The organism is Levilactobacillus yonginensis, from assembly GCF_964065165.1.
GTDB lineage: Bacteria > Bacillota > Bacilli > Lactobacillales > Lactobacillaceae > Levilactobacillus > Levilactobacillus yonginensis_A.
In genome coordinates this window covers 613,597-637,333 of sequence record NZ_OZ061549.1, presented here as the reverse complement: position 1 = coordinate 637,333, position 23,737 = coordinate 613,597, and the positions used below count along the sequence as shown (strand labels likewise).

Sequence of the window (23,737 nt, the reverse complement as noted above, 5' to 3'; positions counted from 1 at the left end):
TTTTTTCGCATTAGTTGTGTGTGTTGGGAGGGAAAATCAATGGCAAGTTTAAGCGATAGCGTGGCCACCTTAGCTGGGGTGGGTCCAAAACGCGTTCAGGCGCTGAAGAGTCTGGATATTGAAAATATCAACGATCTTTTGACCTACTTTCCCTTCCGTTATGAGGACTTGGAGGCCAAAGATCCCGCTGAATTGACGGACCAGGCTAAGGTCACCCTCAAGGGAACCGTAGCTGCTATGCCCGTTTTGACGCGATTTGGTCGGAAGAAAAATCGGTTGAATTTTCGGTTACTAGTTGATGAACATACGATTATTCCAGTGACCTTCTTCAACCAGCCCTGGCTTAAGGACCAGTTAGAAGTGGGGGCAGAATTGGTCATCTATGGCCGGTTTGATGCGAAACGGCAGAGTCTGGCGGGAATGAAGATTCTGGCCAGTGCGGACAGCGGGATGGGGTCGATTTATCCAGCCAACAAGGAGATCCGGCAGGGGACCGTCAAAAAACTGGTGGAATCAGCTTATGAAGATTACTCACCAGTGATTGTTGACCTAATTCCGGAGGCCTTGCGTGAGCAATATCGGCTGTTACATCGACGCGATATGATTCACGACATGCATTTTCCAACGGATGATGCGGCGGCTCAAGCGGCTCGGCGAACGGCGAAGTTTGAGGAGTTTTATCTCTTTGAATTACGTCTGCAAATCGTTCGGCAACAAGACCATACGTTACACGGCCAGGCTTTTCACTACGATCTGGCGAAGCTAAAGGCGTTCATTGACTCGCTACCATACGAACTGACCGCGGCGCAGAAGCGCGTGGTCAATGAAATTTGTTTCGACCTGAAGCGTCCCGTTCATATGAATCGGTTGCTACAGGGGGACGTGGGGAGTGGGAAGACCGTGGTAGCTGCCATTGCCATGTACGCCGCCATTACTGCTGGCGCGCAAGCTGCACTGATGGCACCCACAGAAATTTTAGCTGAACAACATGCCAATAATTTAGCTAAGCTGTTTGCGGACTTTCCGGTAAACGTGGCGCTGTTAACGGGGGCCACGAAGACCGCGGCTCGTAAGACGTTGTTGCCCCAGATTGCTGAGGGTGGGGTGGACCTCCTGATTGGGACCCACGCCTTGATTCAACCGGAAGTGACCTATCATCATTTGGGCTTGGCTGTAATTGATGAACAACACCGGTTTGGGGTCAATCAACGGCAAGCCCTGCGAGAAAAGGGCCAGCAGCCGGACGTTTTGGCAATGACGGCGACTCCCATTCCCCGAACACTGGCCATTACGGCCTACGGGGAAATGGACGTGTCAGTCATTAATGAACTGCCAGCTGGTCGGCAACCGATTAAGACGAGTTGGATTCGGAGTAATCAGGTAGACGCCACGTTGCGTGAGGTCAAGGCAGAACTCAGCACAGGGTCCCAGGCCTACGTGGTCACACCACTGATTGAGGAATCTGAAGCCGTTGATATGAAAAATGCGGAGGCCATCTACGCCCGGTTCAAAGAAGAATTTGAGCCCGACTATAAGGTGGGTCTACTACACGGGCGGATGAAAGATGACGAGAAAAATGCCATCATGGCGGCGTTTAAGGCCAATGAGTTCCAAGTATTAGTGGCGACGACCGTGATTGAAGTCGGGGTCGACGTACCGAACGCAACGTTAATGATCATCTACGACGCCGATCACTTTGGTCTCTCACAGTTGCATCAGTTACGTGGCCGGGTTGGTCGGGGTTCACGAGCTTCAGCCTGTATCCTAATTGCTGACCCCAAAAACCAATTGGCCATTGAACGAATGACAACTATGACTAGCACCAACGATGGGTTCGTTCTTTCTCAAAAGGATTTGGAATTACGAGGTCCCGGTGATATTCTGGGAAGAAAGCAGTCCGGGGTGCCTGATTTTAAAGTGGGTGATCCCGTAGCGGACCTCAACATTTTGAGTGCAGCTCAGCAGGCGGCTAAAGAAACAGTGTCGTCACCAAACTGGGCAGATAAGGATCAAAACTTAGCATTGGCGGCCTTCCTCAGCATGACCGCTCACAAAAATATGACGATGGATTAACCAAAGGAGACTACTCATGAAAATTGCCGTTGATGCAATGGGCGGTGACTACGCCCCAGATGAAATTGTTAAAGGAATCGAACTTGCTCGGGACGCCTATCCCGACCTAGAATTTTTACTTTATGGACAGGAAGAAAAGGTAGTGCCCCTGTTAACAGATAAGACGCGGATCAGGTTAATTCCGGCACCAGAGGTCATCGCAATGGAAGACGAACCTGTCCGGGCAGTTCGGCGTAAAAAGCAATCTAGTATCGTATTGGCTGCGACAGCTGTTCGGGAAGGCGAGGCGGACGCTTTCTTTTCTGCCGGCAATACCGGAGCTGTCCTGGCGGCAGGGTTGTTGATTGTTGGCAGAATCAAGGGGATTGAACGGCCGGGTCTGACGACCACCCTGCCTGTTTTACGCAAGCCAGATCAGTCTAGTTTTGTGATGTTGGACGTGGGGGCAAACGCTGATACGAAGCCATTTAATGTGGTCCAGTACGCCGTTATGGGTCAGTATTACGCGCAATCTGTCATGCACGTGGCAAATCCACGGGTCGGGCTCTTAAACAACGGAACCGAAGCTGACAAAGGGGATATGGCGCATCGTGCCATCTACGAAGCGCTATCCGGCATGGATGAATTGAACTTCGTTGGAAACGTGGAATCTCGTGAGCTTTTAAATGGCGCTGCCGACGTGGTCGTGACCGATGGGTTCACTGGGAACGCAACGCTTAAGGCCATTGAAGGCACCGCATTGTCTATGCTGAAACTGATCAAGGGTGAAATCATGAGTGGTGGCCTGGGCGGCAAGTTAGGTGCTGGTCTTTTGAAGCCCGTCTTCAAGAACGTGCAGAGTGCCATGGATTACTCACAATATGGTGGTGCTGTTTTGTTGGGACTGAAGGCGCCCGTTGTGAAGACGCATGGGTCAACCAAGGCGCCAACTGTGAAGAATACAATTGGCCAGATTCGTGAGCTTTTGGCTAGCCACAGTGCTGATCAGTTGGTAACTTACTTTGCTGATCATACCGACCAGATGGCTGCACTGAAGGAATCTTTGAAATAGTTTCAACCACTAGTTGTTAGGTCAAAGGCTAGAGGTGGGGCCTTCCGCCTCCGGTTGCCAGGACAGGCACCGGCTGTGGGGCCGCTTCCGGCCTGGAGAGCGGTCCTCCAGCTCAACTTTTAGCTTCTCGGAAATCACGAGAATCTAAAAGCTTGTCCCGTAATATAGGTCCGGGGAAACCGCCCGTACCAACATTACCGACACTGCCGGTGCCTGTCCTGACAACCTGTGGCTAGTTTAGCTGGGTAATTGACCGACTGACTAAGTAGTGAGGACAATTAGTTGAACGGTCATCTAGGTATATTTGTAAGCTGACTTGGGAAGTTTGTCATGTGAGCGGGAGTTAGATTGCTGTGATATTTGGTCTAAACTTGAGTATGGTACTAGTACTTGCAGTTAATTTTCAGCCGGACAAGACAATTTTATTGGCGCTACCAATTATCTTGGTCAGCCCACTTGACTACTAAAATCAGCCCAGCAACACGGTTCCGCACCAACCTCTGTCGTTAGGTCTATAATTGGCTAGACAAGGGTGGCTAAAACGGTTAGACTACTTATTGAATACTGTGATCGAGGGGTAAAACATGACAAGAGCAGAAATTTTTGACAAGATTGCCGATATCATTGCTGATCGGTTTGAAACCGACCGCGATGCCATCAACGAACAACTCAACTTCAAGCAGGACTTGGATGCGGATTCTATCGATTTCGTTGAATTCGTTTTGGAACTAGAAGATACGTTTGGAGCCGAGATTTCCGATGAAGATGCTGAAAAGTTGAACACCATTGGCGAAGTGGTAGATTACATCGAAGGCCATCAAAAAGAATCAAAATAAGCACTAAGCGAGTCCGGGCCGCAACTTTTCGTCCCGGGCTTTTTCAATCTGATGACGAGTAAGTTTGGATTTAAACAGAAATGAGGGAACTAACGCGTGATAGCGGCATTAAATAAAGAATTAGAAGAGAACTTTGACATCCATTTCAAAGATCAATCTTTGCTGGACGAAGCATTTACGCAAGCCTCTTACGTGAACGAACATCCTAACCAAGGTTTAAAGTTTTATGAACGAATTGAATTTTTAGGGGATGCGGTGATGCAGTTGGTCGTTTCCAACTATATTTTCCGGCGTTACCCTAAGATGCCTCAGGGGCGTTTGACCCGCCTTCGGGCTGCCATGGTCAATGAAGTCAGCTTCGCTAGTTTTGCTCGCGAATGCCACTTTGATCAGTACATTCGGTTAGGTCGCGGGGAAGAGAAGGCTAAAGCCAGAGAACGTGATTCCCTATTATGTGACATCTTCGAATCTTTTATCGGCGCTCTGTATATGGATCAGGGCTTGGATAAAGTGGTCGAATTTGTGACGACGGTCGTCTTTCCTAAGCTGGATGAAGGCCGGTTTGACGAATTCTTTGACCACAAGACAGAACTACAAGAATTGGTTCAAAAAAACGGGCCAGTGGCCATTGATTACCGGCTCTTGGACGAAGAAGGTCCCGACAATGACCGGGCCTTCAAGGTGGCCGTCTATGTAGATGACAAGCTGTTAGGTGAGGGCCACGGGCACTCCAAAAAACATGCGGAACAAAATGCAGCGCGGAATGCGTTAGCGAATTTGAAGTAGAGTAAGGATGACTAACGATGCGGTTAAAGACATTAGAAATTAGTGGGTTCAAGTCCTTTGCGGATAAGACTCGAATTGACTTTCTGCCGGGAATGACTGGCATCGTCGGCCCCAACGGAAGCGGTAAGAGTAACATCTCTGAAGCTGTTCGGTGGGTTTTGGGGGAGCAGTCTGCCAAGAGTTTGCGGGGGAGTAAGATGCCGGACGTCATTTTTGCGGGTTCGGCGGATCGTCATCCGCTGAATAGAGCGGCGGTGTCCATTACGCTGGATAATAGTGACCACTATTTAAAGAGCGATTATACCGAACTGACACTGAGTCGGATTCTATACCGCAACGGTGACAGTGATTACCAGCTGAACGGGCAGAGTTGTCGGCTAAAGGACATTACGGAACTCCTCATGGATTCCGGGATGGGTCAGGACTCCTTTTCAATTATTTCTCAGGGGCGCGTAGAAGCCATCTTCAACAGCAAGCCTGAGGAACGACGGAGTATTGTTGAAGAGGTGGCTGGCGTCTACAAGTACCGTAAACATAAGGAAAAAGCCCAACGGGAACTGGACGATACGATGGCATATCTGCACCGGGTGGAAGACATCATTGCGGAGCTAGAAGGGCGTCTTCAACCCCTAGAAGAGCAGAGTAACCTAGCACAGGATTATCTGGACCAGCAGAAACGATATGCGCTACTGGATCGGACCCAACTGGTACGGCAATTGCACACAGAACTTGAACAGAAGACGGCGACTGACGCCCAGGTTCAGGAGAAACAGAATCAGGTGTCGACTCACCAAGACGCTGAACAGGCGCAGACGGCTACCGTCCAAGGGTTAAAACAACAACAGGCAGCGTTGTTAGGCCAAAAGGATGCCTTACAGGCCAAATTAGTCACCGCCACACAGCAGGTGGAGCAGAGCCAAGGCCAAGTTAACTTATCTGGTGAACAGCAAAAACACCAGGATGAACAACGACAACGGCTAACGACTCAGTTGACTGAGTTGCAGAAACAAATTAAGCAAAATGATGCGTCGGTGAAGGCCGCACAGGCGTCAATCAGCGAGTTAACTGCGGCCATGACAACGGCTAAGAAAGAGGCTCGCCAACTGACTCATGACACGGATCCTAAGACCTTGACGGATTTACGACAAAAGTTGGAGGACCTGCGTACCACCTATTTCGACCAGAAGCAAAGTGTGGCCAACTGGCGTAATCAGCAACAATACTTGCAACAGAACCAGGAGCGCCTGCAGCAGCAAGGCCAACGAGTTGCTAAACAACTGGCTGAACTTAAGGAACGGGCGCAGACTGCTCAGTCTACGGTCACGGCTTTAACGCAACAGGCCCAGGAGAAAAAGGACGCCTTAAATCAGGCGGAACAAGCTCTGGATGCTGAAGCTGGTCACTACCAACATCATCAACAAAACTTTCAAAAATTGCAGCACAATTGGCAAGCTGCGCTGGAAGTCTACCAGCGTGCTCAGACCAAGGCTGCCAGTCAGCAGGCATCTTCGGCTGAATACGGTGGTTTTTACCAGGGTGTCCGGGCGATTTTGAAGCAGCGGGAGCATTTCCGGGGATTACTGGGGGCGGTGTCCGAACTCCTACAAGTCCCTGAACGCTACACCACGGCCGTTGAGTACGCTTTGGGTGGCCAGTTGCAGCAAGTGGTCGTTGATGATGAAACGACCGCTAAGGCGGCTGTCGGCTACCTGAGAGAGCACCGAGCCGGTCGGGCGACCTTCTTGCCACTAAGCACAGTGCGGGGACGGCAAATCGACCACAGCACCCTGCAACTCTTACACAGCATGTCTGGTTTCCTCGGCGTGGGAAGTGACTTGATCAAAATTGATCAGTCCGCTCAGGCAATTCTTGGGTATTTACTGGGAACGACGATTCTCGCTGCCGATTTGGACAGCGCCGTTGCCATCAGTCAACGCATCCATCACCGCTACCGAGTTGTCAGTCTAGCCGGAGACGTGGTCAGCGCGAGTGGGTCCATTACTGGGGGCCAGTCCCGTCAGAGCCACAGCAGTGTGTTGCGGCAACAACAGGAACTCCAACAGCTGCAAACGTCGATTCAGACCATGCAGCAACAGTTGAATGCTCAGGAAACCAAGATCAAAGCCCAACGGTCGGAACTTCAGGCCAGCGAGCAACGGAGCCAGGTGCTACAAACGACGATCAATGAGCTACAACCGCAGTGCCGTCAGTTAGATGACGACTTAGCTACGGCTCAAACCACGTTGGAACAGGCTAACCGCCAGGTCCAAGCGGCTGAGTTGGAGATTCAACAGGCCAAGGACAGCAACGCAGACCAACAGGATAGTCAATTGGCCCAGCAAATCAGCTCGGGTGAGCAGCAGGTTGAAACGACTGAACAGGCCGTTAAGCAGTTGCAACAGCAAATCACCATGGTCACCGCTGAACAGTCCCAGAAGCAAGCGGCGTTGACCGCTAAGCAGACGTGGCTGGCCGGAGCCAAAGAGCGCCATCAGCAGCAGACTAAGGCGCTGAAGACACTGCAGGATACGATTTCAACCGATCAACAAACTGTGGCCGATGTGACGGCTAACCTGCAACAATTGGCTGAGCAACAGGCCCAGACGCCGGCCGATGCCGAAGCCCAATTAAAGCGGGCTCAGGCTGAACGTCAGGCAATCGAAACGCAGTTGGCAACGACTAACGATGCGTTGACGACGGCGAACGATGCGTTGGCTGCGGCTGAAGAAGCCAATCAGCGGACCACGGGGTTGCTGCAACTGGCTAACGATGAGTTGCAACAAGCACAGATCAAACAGACCCGGTTGTCATCGCTGATCGACCAGCAACAAAATCAATTATCTGAAAAGTACCAGTTGAGTCTGGCAGCTGCTGAGCAAGACGTCAGTGATATGCCAGCCGATGATTTAGCCGTCCAGTTGAAGCTATTAAAGCGGGGGCTGGATGAAATCGGGTCGGTCAATCTCAATGCGATTGCTGAATATCAGGAAGTAAAGGAACGTTATGATTTTCTGACCAAGCAACGGGACGACCTTTTGACGGCTAAGGAACAGTTAAACACGACCATGACCGAATTGGATGGTCAAGTGAAGCGTCGGTTTAAGCAGAGCTTTGACGCCATTGCGGCTAAGTTCACAGCAACCTTCCGCCAGATGTTTGGCGGGGGAACGGCCGAATTGGTTTTGACCGACCCGGACGACCTCTTGACCACTGGAATCGACATTATGGCCCAGCCACCTGGCAAGAAGTTCCAGAACATGGGACTCCTTTCTGGGGGCGAACGGGCGTTGACGGCCATTACACTGTTGTTTGCTATTTTACAGGTGCAACCCGTACCGTTCTGTATTCTGGATGAAGTGGAAGCAGCGTTGGATCCCGCTAACGTGACGCGGTTTGCCCGCTACATCCACCAATTCCAAGATCAAACGCAATTTATCGTGATCACCCACCGGAAGGAAACCATGGTGCAAGCCGATATCCTTTACGGGGTGACCATGCAAGAGTCCGGCGTCTCTAAGATGGTCGCCGTGGACCTTGACCAAGAAACCACTCAGGAAAGGAAGCAATCCTAATGGGATTATTTGATATTTTTCGTCGCCGGGCTAAGAAAGAACCCGCAAGCCAGGCTAGTGAAGCGCCAGTAGAAACGCCTACGAGTGAAATGCCCGTTGAGTCTAGCGCGGCTAACGAGGCAGGGATGACACCAGCCTCAGCAGCACCTGAGCAACCTGAGTCGCCTGCTACTGAGGCATCGTCAGAAGCAGTGAGTGCCCAAGTAACACCAGTTAGTTCTGTGATGGCTACCAGCGAAGCCCCAGCTACTAGTACGGCGGCTACTGAACCGGCTAGTGTTGCCGAAGCCCCAGCGGAAGCCAGTGTTCCGGCAGCTTCCGAAGCAGCCGTAAGCAGCACTGAATCGTCAGTAGATGATCCGGCTACTGATGAAGTGGGTTCCACTACTGAAGATGCTGTAACTAGTGAAGCACCAACTGAAGAACCTGTATCTAGTGCGGCTCCAGTTGAAAGTCAGCCAGTTGAAGATTCTCCAGTCGACAAGGTTGCGGAAAAAGCACCTGCCACAAAAACCGTTGATTCTGAAACCGGTGAGCCGGCTGAAAAGACGGACGAACAGCTCTACGACAAGGGGTTGGAGAAGACGCGAAAGACGTTCGGTGAACGCCTGAACGCTTTACTGGCTAACTTCCGCCACGTGGATGAAGGCTTCTTCGATGACCTTGAGGAAACCCTGATTGGCGCCGACGTTGGTTTCGACATGGCCGTTAAACTCAGTGATGAGTTACGCGATGAAGTAAAATTACAAAATGCTAAAAAATCCGCCGACGTTCAAAACGTGGTGGTTGAAAAACTGGTTGAAATCTACGATGCGGCCGGTAACGATGAAAGTACTGCGCTGAACGTGGCCAGCTCTGGTCCAACCGTGATCCTGTTTGTCGGGGTCAACGGGGTCGGGAAGACGACGACGATTGGGAAGATGGCGAACCGTTACCATCAAGACGGCAAGAAGGTCTTACTGGCCGCTGCCGATACTTTCCGGGCCGGAGCGACTGAACAGTTGGATGTCTGGGCCAAGCGGGCGGACGTGGATATTGTGACGGGTAAGCCACAATCAGATCCCGCTGCGGTAGTCTTCGATGCCGTGAAAAAGGCGAAGGAAGAGGATTACGACATTCTCTTCGTAGATACCGCTGGTCGGCTGCAAAATAAGGTCAATTTGATGAATGAGTTGGCTAAGATGAAACGCATCATTACCCGTGAAATTCCAGATGCGCCACACGAAGTCTTGCTGGTGCTGGATGCCACGACTGGTCAGAATGCCTTGACTCAGGCCAAACTCTTTAAAGAATCAACCGATGTGACCGGTATTGTCCTGACTAAGTTGGATGGGACTGCCCGTGGGGGAATTGTTTTGGCCATTCGTAATGAACTCCACGTACCGGTGAAGTTTATTGGGTTAGGTGAACAGATTTCTGACTTGCGGCCGTTTGATCCCAACGAGTTTGTTTACGGATTGTTCAAGGGCCTGATCGATGTTAAGGCATTGGAGAAATAGTGCGCAAATAAGGCAATCTAGTGTGGACCTTCGTTAGTACTGGATTGTGGTGAATCGTTTAATTTTAAGGCTTTGTGATTTGAGAAATCTGTTGTTGGTAATCAGTGTATTTGATTACGGACAGCAGATTTTTTGTTGAACGGGAGAAATTGAAAGTAGTAAATGACTAGCTGACGTGCAAAAAGATTAAGTTAGTCCTAAAATAGTAGTAGACCTTAAACATTGGCAGACTAATGGACAAAGTGTTTAACCGATGGCGTTAGCCTGCTTGGGGTTGAAATGGGAGGAATTTATATGAAAAAAGTTATGCAGGCCGCATTAGTTCTCGGAGTAGGAGCGGGCATTTTAGGAATGTCGACCATGACTGCTTCTGCGAATAGTCAGTATTCAGCGTCACGGTCAAAGTCTGTGCGGCTGGTTTGGCGCAAGAGTATGAAACGCCACGCGTTTACAGCAACTACTGGGGCACGGTACTCCAGGCACTTGGGCATTCGTTACAGCAACAATGACGTTACCCCAACGGTTACTTGGTACACGGACGCTCACGAAAAATTGTACAAAAAGTATAAAGGCCACAACGCTATTTACTATCACGTTAAGAGTGCGGACAAGACCTTACAAGGTTGGATCTGGCGGGGTTATCTAAAACCGGTTACCGCAACTACCACGACCACTGCTAACTCTCATCCTTCTCAGACCGTGACGGTTTCTGAACCGCAGGGGAAATTGGGGAGTAAAAATGAAGACCAGTTCAAGGCGGCTTTAAAGCAATTGTTCCCAAGGACCATCTCGGATGCGTCACTGAACCGGGAAGCCAATGGTGCAGCTTATCCAGTTGATGCCGTTGATGGTGACTACGTTGGGGCTAACCAGACTTTGATTCACTTACGAAATCCTAAGTCTGATGACCAACCGTTTTACTTCCAAGCATATGAACCACTGTTGAATGCTGCTGGTTATCCAGCGACAGTTCGTGCTAAGTATGCGGGCTGGCACATCGGTATCGACATTCATAATGGCTGGGGTGACGAAGGCGCTAACCGTGGTGATGCCTACATTTACCTCGAACCCGCTAAGTAAAATTTCTTTATGATGTAGAATTTAAAATGATGAAGCGAACTTGGAGATTACGTCCAAGTCCGCTTCATCTTTTTAAACCTTGTGAATTAAATGGTTAGGGTTCCTCAAAGTTAACGCGCATTAATTAATCATTGGTGATAAAAAGCTGAGTCCTTTTTTGCGCCGAACGGATATAGTCGAAACGGGCGACAAACGACTGTTAACGCCGCTTGATCCAGCTCGATAAATATTTAAAGGTCAGGATTATTCGTCTATCGACGTTAAAGATTATTGACTAACTGCCTTGTGTCCTACTCTCTAGTTACCGTAAAGTACGCGAAAAAAATTGACGAAACCGCTAAAAATCAGTATTCTAGTAGAGTGTGTAACTATGTGGGAGGACCAATCATGGAAATCGAAAAAAACTATCGAATTAATTCCCTATTTGCGTTCTACCAACCGTTGTTGACCGCGAAGCAGAACAACTATATGCAACTGTATTACGGTGATGACTATTCCTTGGGGGAAATTGCTGAAGAATTCAACGTCAGCCGGCAGGCGGTCTACGATAACTTGCGACGAACCGAAAAAATCCTCGAAGATTATGAGGGTAAACTGCATCTCTATCAAGAATTTACAGCGCGCAATCAACAGGCTGATGAAATTCAGTCATACGTGGCGGCTAATTACCCCCACGATGCCAAATTAAATCGATTGGTTGCGGGTTTAGAAAATCTAGAAGAACAATGAAAGTTAGGTGGCAATACGAATGGCGTTTGAAGGATTAACCGAACGACTACAAGGCGCAATGCGCAAACTACGGGGCAAGGGCCGCGTTTCCGAAAGTGATTTACGGGAAACAATGCGTGAGATTCGGTTGGCTTTACTCGAAGCCGACGTTAACTTTACCGTGGTCAAGGACTTCGTCAAGCAGGTTCGTGACCGAGCGATGGGGGCCGACGTTCTTGAAGGACTGAACCCAGCGCAACAAATCGTCAAAATTGTTGACGAAGAGTTAACCAAAACGATGGGGGCAGAAGCCGTTCCCCTAAATAAGTCCGACAAGATTCCAACGATCATCATGATGGTTGGACTTCAAGGGGCCGGGAAGACGACGACGGCCGGCAAGTTAGCTTTAAAGCTAAAGAACGAAGAAAACGCCCGGCCATTAATGATTGCCGGCGATATTTACCGGCCAGCCGCCATTGACCAATTGGTCCAGGTGGCTGAAGGTATCGACGTGCCGGTCTTCCAGTTGGGGACTGACGTTGATCCCGTAGAAATCGTGCGGCAAGGACTGGCTCAGGCCGCTGAAAACCACAACGATTACGTGATCATTGATACCGCTGGTCGGTTGCAAATTGATGAACAATTGATGGATGAATTGGCCAACATTAAGGCGTTGGCCCATCCTGATGAAATTCTGCTGACTGTTGATGCGATGACTGGGCAAAACGCCGTCGCCACCGCCGAAGGGTTTAACGAAAAGCTGGACGTGACCGGGGTCGTCTTGACCAAGTTAGATGGGGACACCCGTGGTGGTGCCGCACTGTCTATCCGGGCCGTGACCGGCAAGCCAATCAAGTTCATTGGTCAAGGTGAAAAGATGACCGACCTGGATGTCTTCCATCCAGACCGAATGTCGTCGCGGATCTTAGGGATGGGGGATATGCTTTCCCTGATCGAAAAGACCCAGAAGGAATACGACGAAAAGCAGGCTAAGGAATTAACCGAAAAGATTCAAGAAAACTCGTTTGATTTCAACGACTTCTTGGACCAAATTGCCCAGATTCAGAAGATGGGGCCAATGGAAGACCTCATGAAGATGATTCCAGGGATGGCCAATAACCCAGCTCTGAAAAACGTGCAAATGGATCCCAAGGACATGGATCACCTAAAGGCTGTCGTGTATTCTATGACACCACAGGAACGGACCAATCCCGATCTGTTGAACCCTTCACGGCGACGACGGATTGCTGCTGGGGCTGGTCGGCCGATCCATGAAGTTAACCGAATGATCAAGCAGTTCAATCAGATGAAGAAGACCATGAATCAGGTCTCCAAAGGAAATATGTCTGGAATGGAACAGCTGATGGGTAACACCGGTATGGGTGGCGGCGGTATCAGTGGCCGGATGCAAAAGATGGCTATGAACCGGATGTCGCGTCAGATGAAGAAGAATAAGAAGAAGCGGCTGAAGCGTAAGAAGCGCAAGTAGACCGTGATGACCGGGAGCTCGGTGCCAGGAAGCTGGTACTGGGCGTTCGGCCTTTTGTTACATTTACTGGTAGCATTTGAACCGTTAACCCCGGTGGGACGGGGTTGAGCGGCAAGTGACCGGCTAATAATGGTGATGGTTACTTATCGACATAATAAGTATCGTTAACATTTGGTGGGCTATTTATGTAGACGGCACGGAAAAAATTCGGTATACTAATTTCACAGCAACCATAAGGGAGTAACTAGCAGGATTATTCTGCGGCAATACCCGTCAGCAAGATTTCTTTGGAACTGGTGTCGACCAGTTGCCAATCCGGGATTGCCTTAAATAGTGAGACTTATGTGTGTTCACAATTTATTTTGTGTGCACGCGTGAGTCTCTTTTTTTACCCCCGAAAATGGGAAAAAGATGGGCTTACGAGCACACTTCAGGAGGAATTGGCAAATGGCCAAATTACCGTTTTATCAGGAAACTGCTGCTGACTTGTACCAGCGCTTGCAAACCAGCGAGCACGGGTTAAGCTCGGCAACTGCACAGGAACGTCTCTCGGCGAATGGACACAACGTCTTGAACCAACAGAAGACCACCTCCCTGTTGCAGAAATTTTTTGCCCAGTTCAAGGACTTCATGATCATCGTCTTGCTGGTGGCCGCGCTAATTGCCGGGCTGACTGGTGAGGTCGTCGATGCCGTCATCATCCTGGTCGTGGTGGTGTTAAACGCCATCTTTGGGGTCTTTCAGGAGGCCAAGGCCGAGGAAGCCATTAACGCCTTGAAGGAAATGTCGGCGCCTAACGCCACGATTCGCCGCGACGGTCAGGTGATGACCGTTAAGAGCGACGAGCTGGTTGTGGGGGACATCATCTTGCTGGAAGCCGGCGATATCATTCCCGCTGACCTGCGGTTGCTCGATGTGGCTTCGCTAAAGGTCGAAGAGTCCGCGTTGACCGGGGAATCGGTACCCGTGGAAAAGGCGGATGCTATCTTGACGGGAGCGGACCTGCCTATCGGTGACCGTCACAACATGGCCTTCATGAATTCTAACGTTACGTACGGTCGGGCAACCGGAGTCGTGGTCGCCACTGGGATGCAGACGGAGGTCGGCCGAATCGCGGGCATGATTGAAGCTGCCGATGAGACAACCACGCCGCTCCAGGCCAACCTGACCCAGTTAGGGAAGTCGTTGACCATCCTGATTCTGGTGATTGCGGCCATCGTCTTTGCGATGGGGATGTGGCGTCAGGCCGAAAGCCTGATCGACATGCTCTTAACGGCGATTTCTCTGGCCGTTGCTGCGATTCCAGAAGGATTGCCCGCCATCGTCACGATTACTTTGGCATTGGGGACTCAGCGAATGGCCAAACGGCACGCCATCGTCCGGAAACTGCCCGCCGTGGAAACGTTGGGGAGCACCGACATCATTGCCTCGGATAAGACCGGGACGTTGACTCAAAACAAAATGACAGTCGAAAAGGTTTACGAAGACTTACGGTTAACCGATGCGCACACGGTTGATTTTGACCGTGAAAATCGCTTAGCGCAGGTCATGATTCTCAGTAACGATACTAAGGTGACGCCGGATGGTTTGGCCGGTGACCCGACCGAAACGGCGCTAGTGCAGTACCAAATGGATCGCAACTACCCGGTTGACCAGGTCTTAACGGATATGCCCCGAGTTGCCGAAATTCCGTTTGATTCCGAGCGAAAACTTATGTCCACGGTGCACCCCTTAGCGGATGGTCGCTTCCTGATTGCCGTCAAGGGCGCGCCGGATGAGTTGCTGAAGCGCGTGACGCGGTTGGCCATGGACGGCGCGATTTCACCGTTGAGCAATGCCGACCGGCAACACATCTTGGATACGAACCACAACATGGCGACGCAGGCTTTACGGGTCCTGGCGTTTGCCTACCGCATTACGGATCAAGTACCAACGAACATGACCAGTGAAACGGTAGAAAATGACCTGATCTTGGCCGGGATGGTCGGCATGATCGACCCTGAACGACCGGAAGTGGCTCAGGCCGTGGCGGATGCCAAATCTGCTGGGATTCGGCCAATGATGATCACTGGGGACCACCGTGACACGGCCGCCACCATTGCGGTGCGGCTGGGCATCATCGACAAGGGTGAGACCGCCGCCGTGATTACCGGGGCCGAACTTGATGAGATGGACGATGCCACTTTTGCCAAGAAAGTGAGCGACTACGCGGTGTACGCTCGAGTGGCTCCCGAACATAAGGTCCGCATCGTCAATGCCTGGCAGAAGCGGGGCAAGGTCGTTGCCATGACTGGAGATGGGGTCAACGATGCTCCCGCCCTGAAGGCTGCCGATATTGGTATCGGGATGGGAATTACCGGGACCGAAGTTTCCAAGGGGGCCAGCGACATGGTTCTGGCCGATGACAACTTCTCTACCATTGTGGTGGCGGTTGAGGAAGGCCGAAAAGTGTTTGCTAACATTCAGAAGGCCATTCAGTACCTGCTTTCCGCCAACCTGGGGGAAGTACTGACACTGTTCATGATGACCATGCTAGGTTGGCAGATCTTAGCGCCCGTGCATATTCTGTGGATCAACCTGGTGACCGACACGTTACCAGCGATTGCCTTAGGGGTCGAACCCATGGAAAAGAATATTATGCAGCAAAAGCCACGAGGTCGGCAGTCGAACTTCTTCTCCGGTGGGGTCTTCGGAGGTATCGTCTACCAGGGCCTGCTGGAAGGGGCCATTACGTTAGGTGTCTACTGGTTAGCCATTACCTACCCCGTGCATCAGGCAACGCAATTGGCCCATGCCGATGCCTTGACCATGGCCTTCGCAACGTTAGGGTTGATTCAACTATTTCACGCATTTAACTCTAAGTCGATTCACGGGTCCATTTTCACGGTTGGTTTGTTTAAGAATAAATTCTTCAACTGGGCCATTGTGATTGCCTTTGCACTGTTAGCGATGACCATTCTGGTACCAGGCTTAAACAGCATGTTCCACGTTGCTCATCTGGATGGCTTCCAATGGGGAATTGTCCTTTTGGCTTCGTTCATGATGATCGTTATTGTGGAAATCGTTAAATTCTTCCAACGGCGCGTGTTAAAATAAAGCATCGCGTTATTTGGAAGGAGTGATTCGGGTGGCATTGACTTATCAGGCCTGTTTACAGGCAACTCAGGTAATCTTAGCAAGTGGTAGTGTGCCAACCATTGTGGGCGAGGCCGGTATTGGTAAGTCTGCGTTAGTGGCCGACTTAGCGGCCCAACGTCAGGCAAAGCTTTTCACGACGGTTGTTAGTTTGGTGGAAAAGGGGGACCTGGTGATTCCAGTACCCCCATTGACCGCCGATTCCTTCGTGCAAACGGCTCAGTACGGCTCACTAGCTGACGTGCGGTTTGGATATTCACACACGTTGGTAGCCATGATCCGTTACGCTGAAGCCCACCCGCAGCAGGAAATCATCTGGTTTTTAGATGAATTCAACCGGGGGTCGCAGGCCGTTCAGAGTGAGCTGATGAACTTGGTTTTGCAACGGCAGATCAATACGCTGAAATTGCCCGAACAAGTGCACCTGATTCTAGCTGAAAATCCGGATGCCACGATGGCTGGTTTTACGCAAAGCCACTACGGGGTCACCCCTGGCGATGCGGCCATTGCCGACCGGACGACACGTCTGGTCCTTCAGGCTGATACGGTTTCTTGGCTGCAGTGGGCGAAGACGGTGGTTGCTGGTCAGCCACGCATTACCCCACTGGTCACCCAGTATCTAACCGAAAATCCGGCGGACCTACACGTAGTGGGCGTGGATAATGCCGGCGACGATGATCTACAACCCACCCCCCGAGCCTGGGAACGGGTGTCACGGGCGGTGCAGGAACTTGACGCACAGCATCTCTTTAGTCAGTCAGCAGTCGTGGCGGCCATCATGCAGGGAAATTTGGGCATGACGGTCGGCACGGCTTTTGCTGGGTTCTTGACGCAACACCGACCGGGTCTCACAGTCGAGCAGGCGATGAGCCTGCCAGATGCGGTGACGACGATGGAGACTCTTTCAGCGGCGCAGCAGCAACAGATTTTGCAAAACTGTCTGCAGGCCGGTGAGTGGCCATTGACTAGTAACGAAAATGGTCAGCGGTTTGCGGACCTGTTAGCCGTTTGCCCAGCCGATGGACAGTTTGCAATTGCGCAGACCATGGCAGATCAAGCGGACTTATTGGAAAACTTGGCAGCGGTTCAGACCGCTCGTCCTGGGGTGGCTCAGCTGTATGGCTTACTGACACAGATTGGGTTGCGCGGTAGTCAAATCGAGGTGTAGACCATGATCAGTTTGACGCAAGACTTAGAACGCGTACGGCGGGCCGCCGGTGAAGAGGCGGTAGCTGCCACGCGGGTCCTTTACCGCGATTCGGTGATGTATCTCTTGCAACACGATTCTTTCTATGGGCGGGCACTCAGCCGACTTAGTTTGCGATTAGGAGTAGGCGCTACGCCCATCGCATTAACGGCGACACCTGTGGAATGGCAAGTGACTGTGAGTACCACAGCTGTTACCCAGACCGATTGGACGGGGGCACAGTGGCTGGCAATGCTTCGGCATACCGTGTTGCACCTGTTGTGGCAACATCCAACCCGTTACGCCCAAGCCGTTCGGACACCCGCACAGGCCGGGTTGGTTCGTTGGGCCACGGATGCAGCGGTCAATGACTATTTGACTGATCTACCCGCTCAGGCGGTGACCAGTCGTCGATTGGCAGCGGTTATGGGTCAACCCGTTGCCCCGCAACAGGATTCAGCCGTTTACTTGCGACAGTTGCGGACGTGGCAAGCTGACCAACGGGCTACCGACCAGCAGTTAGCCACCGGTGGCCCGGGTCATTTGCCAGAGCTACCGGTTCAGGATGGTCACACGGGCTGGTCAGCGGCTGCTGATCAAGATGCTGCTACCAGGGAACAGTGGCGTTCAGACCTCTTTCAGAGTGCCAACGCGGCCCTGTCCGCGAAGCAGCGGGGAACGTTGCCTGGTAGTATTCGAGCGGCACTGACGCCCATTGTGGCTGCCCAGCCGTTGGATTGGCGGAGCTTATTGAAGCGGGGGCTGGGACAGGTTCCAGCAGGCCGGCAACCGGCGTACGGTCGGTTCAATCGTCGCCAACCGATGCGGATGGAGCTGCCCGGAGAAATCGTTCAGACGTGGCGCAAGGTCGCCGTCTTTGTGGACGAGTCCGGTTCCATGGGCAATCGGGAGGTTAGCTACCTATTAGGTCAATTGACGTCACTGTTGGCTGTTTACCCGGCTCAGGTGACCGTCTACCCGTTTGATACGGTTGTTGACCTCACCCACAGTTTTACGCTGGAGAGGCGCCCACAGCGGCTAATCCGGACGGGTGGGGGTGGCACCCGATTTCAAGCAGTTTTGGATGCATTGCCCCGAATTATGGCGGGAAATGTGGGACAACTGGTGATTATTTTGACGGACGGCTATGGAGAGAAAAAATTGCGACCGACATTGCCCGCGACACTGGTGTGGTTATTGACGAGCCCAGTTAGCCAATTCTCGGTGCAACAAGCACCGGGAACGGTCGTGAGTTTAGCGGCTGATCCACAGTGGCAACGGTTAAGGAGGCAGAAATGAGGCAGACTTTAACGGCATTTGAATTGCGAGCGGTCATTAAGCAAACGGCGGCCTACCGCAACGCCCGGGCCATCTTGGATGGTGAATGGGCGGCGCGGGCTGAAGAGAATCCACTCTTTCAAGCGCCAATTACCGTGGCCGACCTGACCTTTGCCCGGGACCTGCAGGCGGTTGAGCCATCTGAAATGGGACTAGATTTTGACGATTATGGGTCCGTGCAGAAATGGATCGCGGTAAATCGGCAGTTCTTAACGACCGATGATGTGGCTTGGTTACGCCAGGATTTTGATTAATTTCAAGGTGTAAAGAAAAAACCCTTTACATCATATCTATAAACTGGTATATTATTATTCGTTGAAAGAAATACAGGAGGTGTCTACATGTCAGTTAAGATTCGTTTAAAGCGGATGGGTTCAAAGAAGCGCCCATTCTACCGGATTGTGGTTGCCGATTCACGGAGCCCTCGTGACGGTCGTTTCATCGAACAAGTTGGAACGTACAATCCAGTTACCCAACCAGCTTCAATCACGTTGAAGGAAGAATCTATCATGAACTGGTTGAACAACGGTGCTCAACCTTCAGATACGGTTAAGACTTTACTTTCTAACGCGGGTATCATGAAGCAATACCACGAAGCTAAGTACACTAAGAAGTAGTGATTAGCGATGACCGATTTTAAGGCATTAATTCTAGCAATTGTTAGCCCACTCGTTGAACATCCGGAAGACTTGGTGATAACGCCAGTCGAGACGGAACGGTTCTACGAATATCGGTTAGCCGTGAACCCTGATGACGTCGGACGGGTAATCGGTAAACAAGGCCGCGTGGCGCAGGCGATTCGTACGATCGTCTACAGCGTCCGTGTGCAAGGTAATAAACGGGTGCGACTCATCATTGATGACCGCCCGACAAAGACTCTCGAGTGAGGCGGCAACGTTTCCTCGAGTTTTTTTGTACCATCAAGTTGGCGTTCTCCGGCGGCCAGGGGCGGTGCCTACTGTGGGAACGCTTCAGCCAAAGAACGGGCTTCTCGCTCGCTTTTTAGCCACGCAGCCCACGTGTCTGAAAAGACGCCCACGGCCTAGGCTAGCAAAAAACGCTAGCCAACGCCGTTTTCACAGTTGGCACCATCCCTGGCCACCTTCGGCTCAGATTGATGGTAATTGTTGATGAGGGTTGCAGCTGACTACATCCTGAGTCATCTCGGATCTTGATTGTGGTTTAGCGTGAATATGTGCACGACTCTTCAGGGGCTAACTGACAACAGTCTTTGTGGGCAATCTTAGTTGTCAGCGCGACATTGTATAAGCCAAGAGGTCGCCAGATATGGACTCAGGTGCGTCGTTCTACTTGGTTGGCGTTTTCTTGCCGGCCTAGTAGAAGGTCAAGCTTGGAGACTCGTTTTTTTCGAGGCTTCAAGTTGTGTCCGCGCCGTTCCAGTCTATATCTGGCGGCCGGTAAGGCGAGGGATACGACTGAGTTGCCTAATTAGTATTTGCAACGTTTCAAGCTTTAGATCACAACAAAAAATAACGTATTTCAAAATAATTAAACGTGGTGGGACGAGTTAAGTCCGTACCATTTGTAGATAAATAAACGACGAAGGAGGCCAATCATATGGCTTATTATACGGTGGGAACCATCGTGAACACCCACGGCATCAAGGGCGAGGTCCGGGTCATTGCGACCACGGACTTCCCTGAGAGCCGGTTCGCTGTCGGTTCAACTCTGTACGCCTTTCAAAAGGGTCAGAGCAAACCAGTTACGTTGACGGTTGCCACAATGCGCAAGCATAAGAACTTTTATCTGTTAGGATTTGAAGGCAAGCCTTCAATCAATGACGTAGAAATTTACAAACAGAGCACGTTAAAGGTGACCGACAACGAGTTAGAAACCGCTGACTTACAACCCGGAGAATACTACTATCACCAAATCGTGGGCCTTAAGGTCGTCACTGAAGACGGTGAAGAGTTGGGCGAAATCAAGGAGATCCTATCACCAGGAGCGAATGACGTTTGGGTCGTTGAACGTCCTGGGAAGGATGATCTGTTGCTGCCTAAGATCGACGACGTTGTGAAAAAGGTCGACCTCGACGCTGGTCAAGTGATCGTTGAATTAATGGAGGGACTCGAGTAATGCGGATCGATGTATTAAGCTTATTTCCAGATATGTTCTCTGGTCCTATGCACGATTCCATCGTGGGAAAAGCCATTGAAAATGGTCATCTGACCATGCCCGTTACCAATTTCCGGGATTACTCGACGAACAAGCACGGTAACGTGGACGATTACCCATTCGGTGGGGGCGCAGGCATGTTGCTCCAACCGCAACCCATCTTTGACGCCTTAAAGGCGACCGAGGAACAGGCAGCGGCTGAGGGCCTGCCTAAAGGCCGGGTCATTCTGTTAGATCCAGCCGGCGTAACGTTCAATCAACACGTGGCTGAAGAGTTTGCCCACGAGGAACATTTAACCTTCCTGTGTGGCCACTACGAAGGCTATGACGAACGGATTCGGACACTGGTGACGGATGAGGTTTCCTTAGGAGACTTCGTGTTGACCGGGGGCGAATTGGCTTCCATGGTCATGATTGACGCCACGGTGCGGTTATTGCCCGGTGTGCTGGGTAATTCTGAATCAGCACCTGGCGATTCCTTCTCCTCAGGTCTGTTGGAATACCCGCAATACACGCGGCCAGCAGACTTTCGGGGCATGAAGGTACCCGATGTGTTGATCAGTGGAAATCACGGTAAGATCGACGAATGGCGCGATAAGGAAGCCCTACGGCGGACGTATCAACGTCGGCCCGATTTGATCGACCACCGGCGACTCACGACGCAGCAGAAGCATTTGCTGGCGGACGTTCGGATCGAAGAGGAAGAACGGCAGGCTGCTGAGAAGGAGTCAAGAAAATAACCTTTACAGGCATTTTCGGATATGGTACACTTACTTTTGGCTGTTTAGCCACAGAAACAACATTCCGCTGTCGAAACTGAGAATGAATGTTGGCGAAAGGATAGAATATATTATGCGCCAAAACAATTTAATTGCTAAGATCAACCAAGAACAATTACGGGACGATGTTCCAGACTTCCGTGCCGGAGACACTGTTCGGGTTCACGCCCGGATCGTCGAAGGTACCCGCGAACGTATCCAATTGTTCGAAGGTGTCGTAATCAAGCGTAAGGGTGCTGGCATCCAAGCAGCTTACACTGTACGTAAGATCAGTAACGGTGTCGGTGTGGAACGGATCTTCCCATTACACTCCCCACGTGTTGCTAAAATTGACGTTATTCGTCAAGGTCGTGTACGTCGTGCTAAGCTCTACTACCTCCGTGAACTTAACGGTAAGGCAGCGCGGATTCCAGAACGCCGTCGCAACTAGTAACATTCAGAAACACCAGTCGTTTACGCGCTGGTGTTTTTTTTATAAAAAAATAAGCGATTGTTGCAATTTTCAAAGTCTAAATGTCAAACTATGTCGCGACAATTGCGTATAATAAGCAAGTAAGCCTAGCAACACAGCAGTACATAGCGTTATGAAGGAGACGACGGTTCATGAATTGGAATAGATTTAAGCTTGGTGGGGGATTGGCACTACTACTCGGGCTGGTGCTCGCAGTGGCGCCGGTAGCCCCGGCTAAAGCGGCTAAGACGTTGCCGGGTATCGCTTATACCCATACGACGCCAGTCAAGGCGCGGGGAACTTGGTACACGCACATCAAGCACGCGAACTACCTCAAGACGGTGGTCAAGAAGCATACCGTGACCTGGTCGTACAAGGCCAAGCGGTCGGCGAGTTGGAAACGGTGGCGGCGGCTGAGTGGTAAGCATCTGTATGTCTATCGTTTCAACTTGACGGAGGGTCCCACAACGTTACATATGTTTGGGTTCTACGCGGCCAAGGAAAAGGGCAATGCGTTTCATTTTATAGTGACCCGCAAAGTCAAAGGTAAGACGATTCCCGTTATGGTGGATGCTAACGGGAGTGAGAACTACCATGCCTGGAAGAATGTCAAATAGAATAGATACGTAAAGAATGGAGAGAAGTTAGATGATGAAAAAAATTAGTCACTTAATGATTGGTGTCGCAGCGTTATTTGTGGGGTTGGGATTGGCATTAGCAGTAACGTCGACGGCCAGTGCTGAGAAGACCAATATTCCGGGACCGTACTCCCGGTCGACGCCAGTTAAGGCGCGCGGGACTTGGTATGGGAAGCTGCCGTATATCCATTACAGAAAGTTGATTGTCAAGAAGCATTCGGTCACCTGGTACGAGAAGGATAAGCGCGCAGGGGCTTGGAAGAAGACGCGGCATCTGAAAAATGGTCACTTGTTCGTACGGCACGATAAGATAAGACTACATAAGAAGACGCGGGCCATATTTGGATTCTACTCGGCTAACCAGGATGACGCTGACTTCAACTATTTATCGACGAAACGGGTTAAGGGTAAGAAGGTCCATGTGATGATCAGTCCCAATGGTGGTACCTACTATCATTCTTGGAAGAACGTGAAGTAAGACCGGGTTAACGTTGGCTTTTGCTTTGCTGATTTTGGCAGAAGTCGAGAGTAATTAAAAATTGGTCATAGAAATTGTTTTTTAATTTCTATGGCCAATTTTTAATTATAGAAAACTTACGGACTTCGATCTCGAACTGGTGTCAGCTACTATTGACTAGAGAAAATAATAGGAATAAGTTATAAGTATAAGCACCACACATTTGCTCCTTTGGATAGTATAGGGACTTATATGTTTGTGTGTAGGAGGCGATATGGGAAGTCAATTAAATAGAATAGCCACTATGGATGGAAAATTTATACATAAGCGAGATTACTTTTAGTGCGCAAATTGCAAGAACAAGTTAGTCACTAGCACCGAATGCTGATATCAGGGGATTATCAAGGGTTGAAGTTGGTGGAGCGAGGAGCCTAGCCGCTACGCGCTTATTTTTAGAATTAATGTGCTTGGGTAATCGCCGCCGCATTTTCTCATCAAGGTCCAAGTTACAGACTTCTAAAAG

At 50.7% G+C, this 23,737-nt stretch carries 20 protein-coding genes; all 20 read left to right on the top strand.

What is annotated here, in order from left to right; all coding sequences use genetic code 11:
- The first annotated feature begins 39 nt into the window (after positions 1-39).
- The 20 genes from recG (at position 40) to AB3Y94_RS03005 (ending at position 23,235) form a co-directional block, all read left to right on the top strand.
- Positions 40-2,073, top strand: a complete 2,034-nt coding sequence (gene recG / locus AB3Y94_RS03100) for an ATP-dependent DNA helicase RecG (RefSeq protein ID WP_367295075.1) — start codon at positions 40-42, stop codon at positions 2,071-2,073.
- 16 nt (positions 2,074-2,089) lie between these two features.
- Positions 2,090-3,124, top strand: a complete 1,035-nt coding sequence (gene plsX / locus AB3Y94_RS03095) for a phosphate acyltransferase PlsX (protein WP_367295074.1) — start codon at positions 2,090-2,092, stop codon at positions 3,122-3,124.
- A 584-nt stretch (positions 3,125-3,708) separates the two neighbouring features.
- The gene (gene acpP, locus AB3Y94_RS03090) at positions 3,709-3,960 is read left to right on the top strand and encodes an acyl carrier protein (RefSeq protein ID WP_125684031.1); all 252 of its coding nucleotides are present in this window, start codon (positions 3,709-3,711) and stop codon (positions 3,958-3,960) included.
- A 96-nt stretch (positions 3,961-4,056) separates the two neighbouring features.
- Positions 4,057-4,746 carry a ribonuclease III gene (gene rnc, locus AB3Y94_RS03085; protein ID WP_125684029.1) on the top strand — a complete coding sequence of 230 codons (690 nt, stop codon included), beginning with the start codon at positions 4,057-4,059 and terminating at the stop codon, positions 4,744-4,746.
- Positions 4,747-4,763: 17 nt separating this feature from the next.
- Positions 4,764-8,318, top strand: coding sequence for a chromosome segregation protein SMC (smc, locus tag AB3Y94_RS03080; protein ID WP_367295073.1), 3,555 nt, complete (start codon positions 4,764-4,766; stop codon positions 8,316-8,318).
- Positions 8,318-9,817, top strand: a complete 1,500-nt coding sequence (gene ftsY / locus AB3Y94_RS03075) for a signal recognition particle-docking protein FtsY (protein ID WP_367295072.1) — start codon at positions 8,318-8,320, stop codon at positions 9,815-9,817. Before smc ends, ftsY begins: the two co-directional genes overlap by 1 nt.
- A 294-nt stretch (positions 9,818-10,111) precedes the next feature.
- The gene (locus AB3Y94_RS03070) at positions 10,112-10,897 is read left to right on the top strand and encodes a hypothetical protein (RefSeq protein ID WP_367295071.1); all 786 of its coding nucleotides are present in this window, start codon (positions 10,112-10,114) and stop codon (positions 10,895-10,897) included.
- A 387-nt stretch (positions 10,898-11,284) separates the two neighbouring features.
- Positions 11,285-11,626, top strand: coding sequence for a putative DNA-binding protein (locus tag AB3Y94_RS03065; RefSeq protein ID WP_125684023.1), 342 nt, complete (start codon positions 11,285-11,287; stop codon positions 11,624-11,626).
- A gap of 19 nt (positions 11,627-11,645) precedes the next feature.
- On the top strand, positions 11,646-13,094 hold the full coding sequence (ffh, locus tag AB3Y94_RS03060; protein ID WP_125684021.1) for a signal recognition particle protein: 1,449 nt from the start codon (positions 11,646-11,648) through the stop codon (positions 13,092-13,094).
- 447 nt (positions 13,095-13,541) lie between these two features.
- The gene (locus AB3Y94_RS03055; protein ID WP_367295070.1) at positions 13,542-16,190 is read left to right on the top strand and encodes a cation-translocating P-type ATPase; all 2,649 of its coding nucleotides are present in this window, start codon (positions 13,542-13,544) and stop codon (positions 16,188-16,190) included.
- 31 nt (positions 16,191-16,221) lie between these two features.
- The gene (locus tag AB3Y94_RS03050; protein WP_367295069.1) at positions 16,222-17,397 is read left to right on the top strand and encodes an ATP-binding protein; all 1,176 of its coding nucleotides are present in this window, start codon (positions 16,222-16,224) and stop codon (positions 17,395-17,397) included.
- Between the two features lie 3 nt (positions 17,398-17,400).
- A complete protein-coding gene (locus AB3Y94_RS03045; RefSeq protein ID WP_367295068.1) occupies positions 17,401-18,714 on the top strand; it encodes a VWA-like domain-containing protein in 1,314 nt (437 codons plus the stop codon).
- A complete protein-coding gene (locus tag AB3Y94_RS03040; protein ID WP_367295067.1) occupies positions 18,711-19,007 on the top strand; it encodes a hypothetical protein in 297 nt (98 codons plus the stop codon). Before AB3Y94_RS03045 ends, AB3Y94_RS03040 begins: the two co-directional genes overlap by 4 nt.
- Positions 19,008-19,094: 87 nt before the next feature.
- On the top strand, positions 19,095-19,370 hold the full coding sequence (gene rpsP, locus AB3Y94_RS03035) for a 30S ribosomal protein S16 (RefSeq protein ID WP_020088982.1): 276 nt from the start codon (positions 19,095-19,097) through the stop codon (positions 19,368-19,370).
- 9 nt (positions 19,371-19,379) lie between these two features.
- Positions 19,380-19,640 (top strand): KH domain-containing protein, encoded by a 261-nt coding sequence (locus AB3Y94_RS03030; RefSeq protein WP_125684010.1) that lies wholly within the window; start codon positions 19,380-19,382, stop codon positions 19,638-19,640.
- A gap of 691 nt (positions 19,641-20,331) precedes the next feature.
- Entirely contained in the window at positions 20,332-20,850 is a 519-nt protein-coding gene (rimM, locus tag AB3Y94_RS03025; protein WP_125684009.1) for a ribosome maturation factor RimM, read from the top strand.
- Entirely contained in the window at positions 20,850-21,629 is a 780-nt protein-coding gene (gene trmD / locus AB3Y94_RS03020; protein ID WP_125684007.1) for a tRNA (guanosine(37)-N1)-methyltransferase TrmD, read from the top strand. The genes rimM and trmD overlap by 1 nt, the downstream gene beginning before the upstream one ends.
- 112 nt (positions 21,630-21,741) lie before the next feature.
- Positions 21,742-22,098, top strand: coding sequence for a 50S ribosomal protein L19 (gene rplS, locus AB3Y94_RS03015; protein ID WP_125684004.1), 357 nt, complete (start codon positions 21,742-21,744; stop codon positions 22,096-22,098).
- 173 nt (positions 22,099-22,271) lie between these two features.
- A complete protein-coding gene (locus tag AB3Y94_RS03010) occupies positions 22,272-22,736 on the top strand; it encodes a hypothetical protein (protein WP_367295066.1) in 465 nt (154 codons plus the stop codon).
- Positions 22,737-22,767: 31 nt separating this feature from the next.
- Entirely contained in the window at positions 22,768-23,235 is a 468-nt protein-coding gene (locus tag AB3Y94_RS03005) for a hypothetical protein (RefSeq protein WP_367295065.1), read from the top strand.
- Positions 23,236-23,737 lie beyond the last annotated feature (502 nt).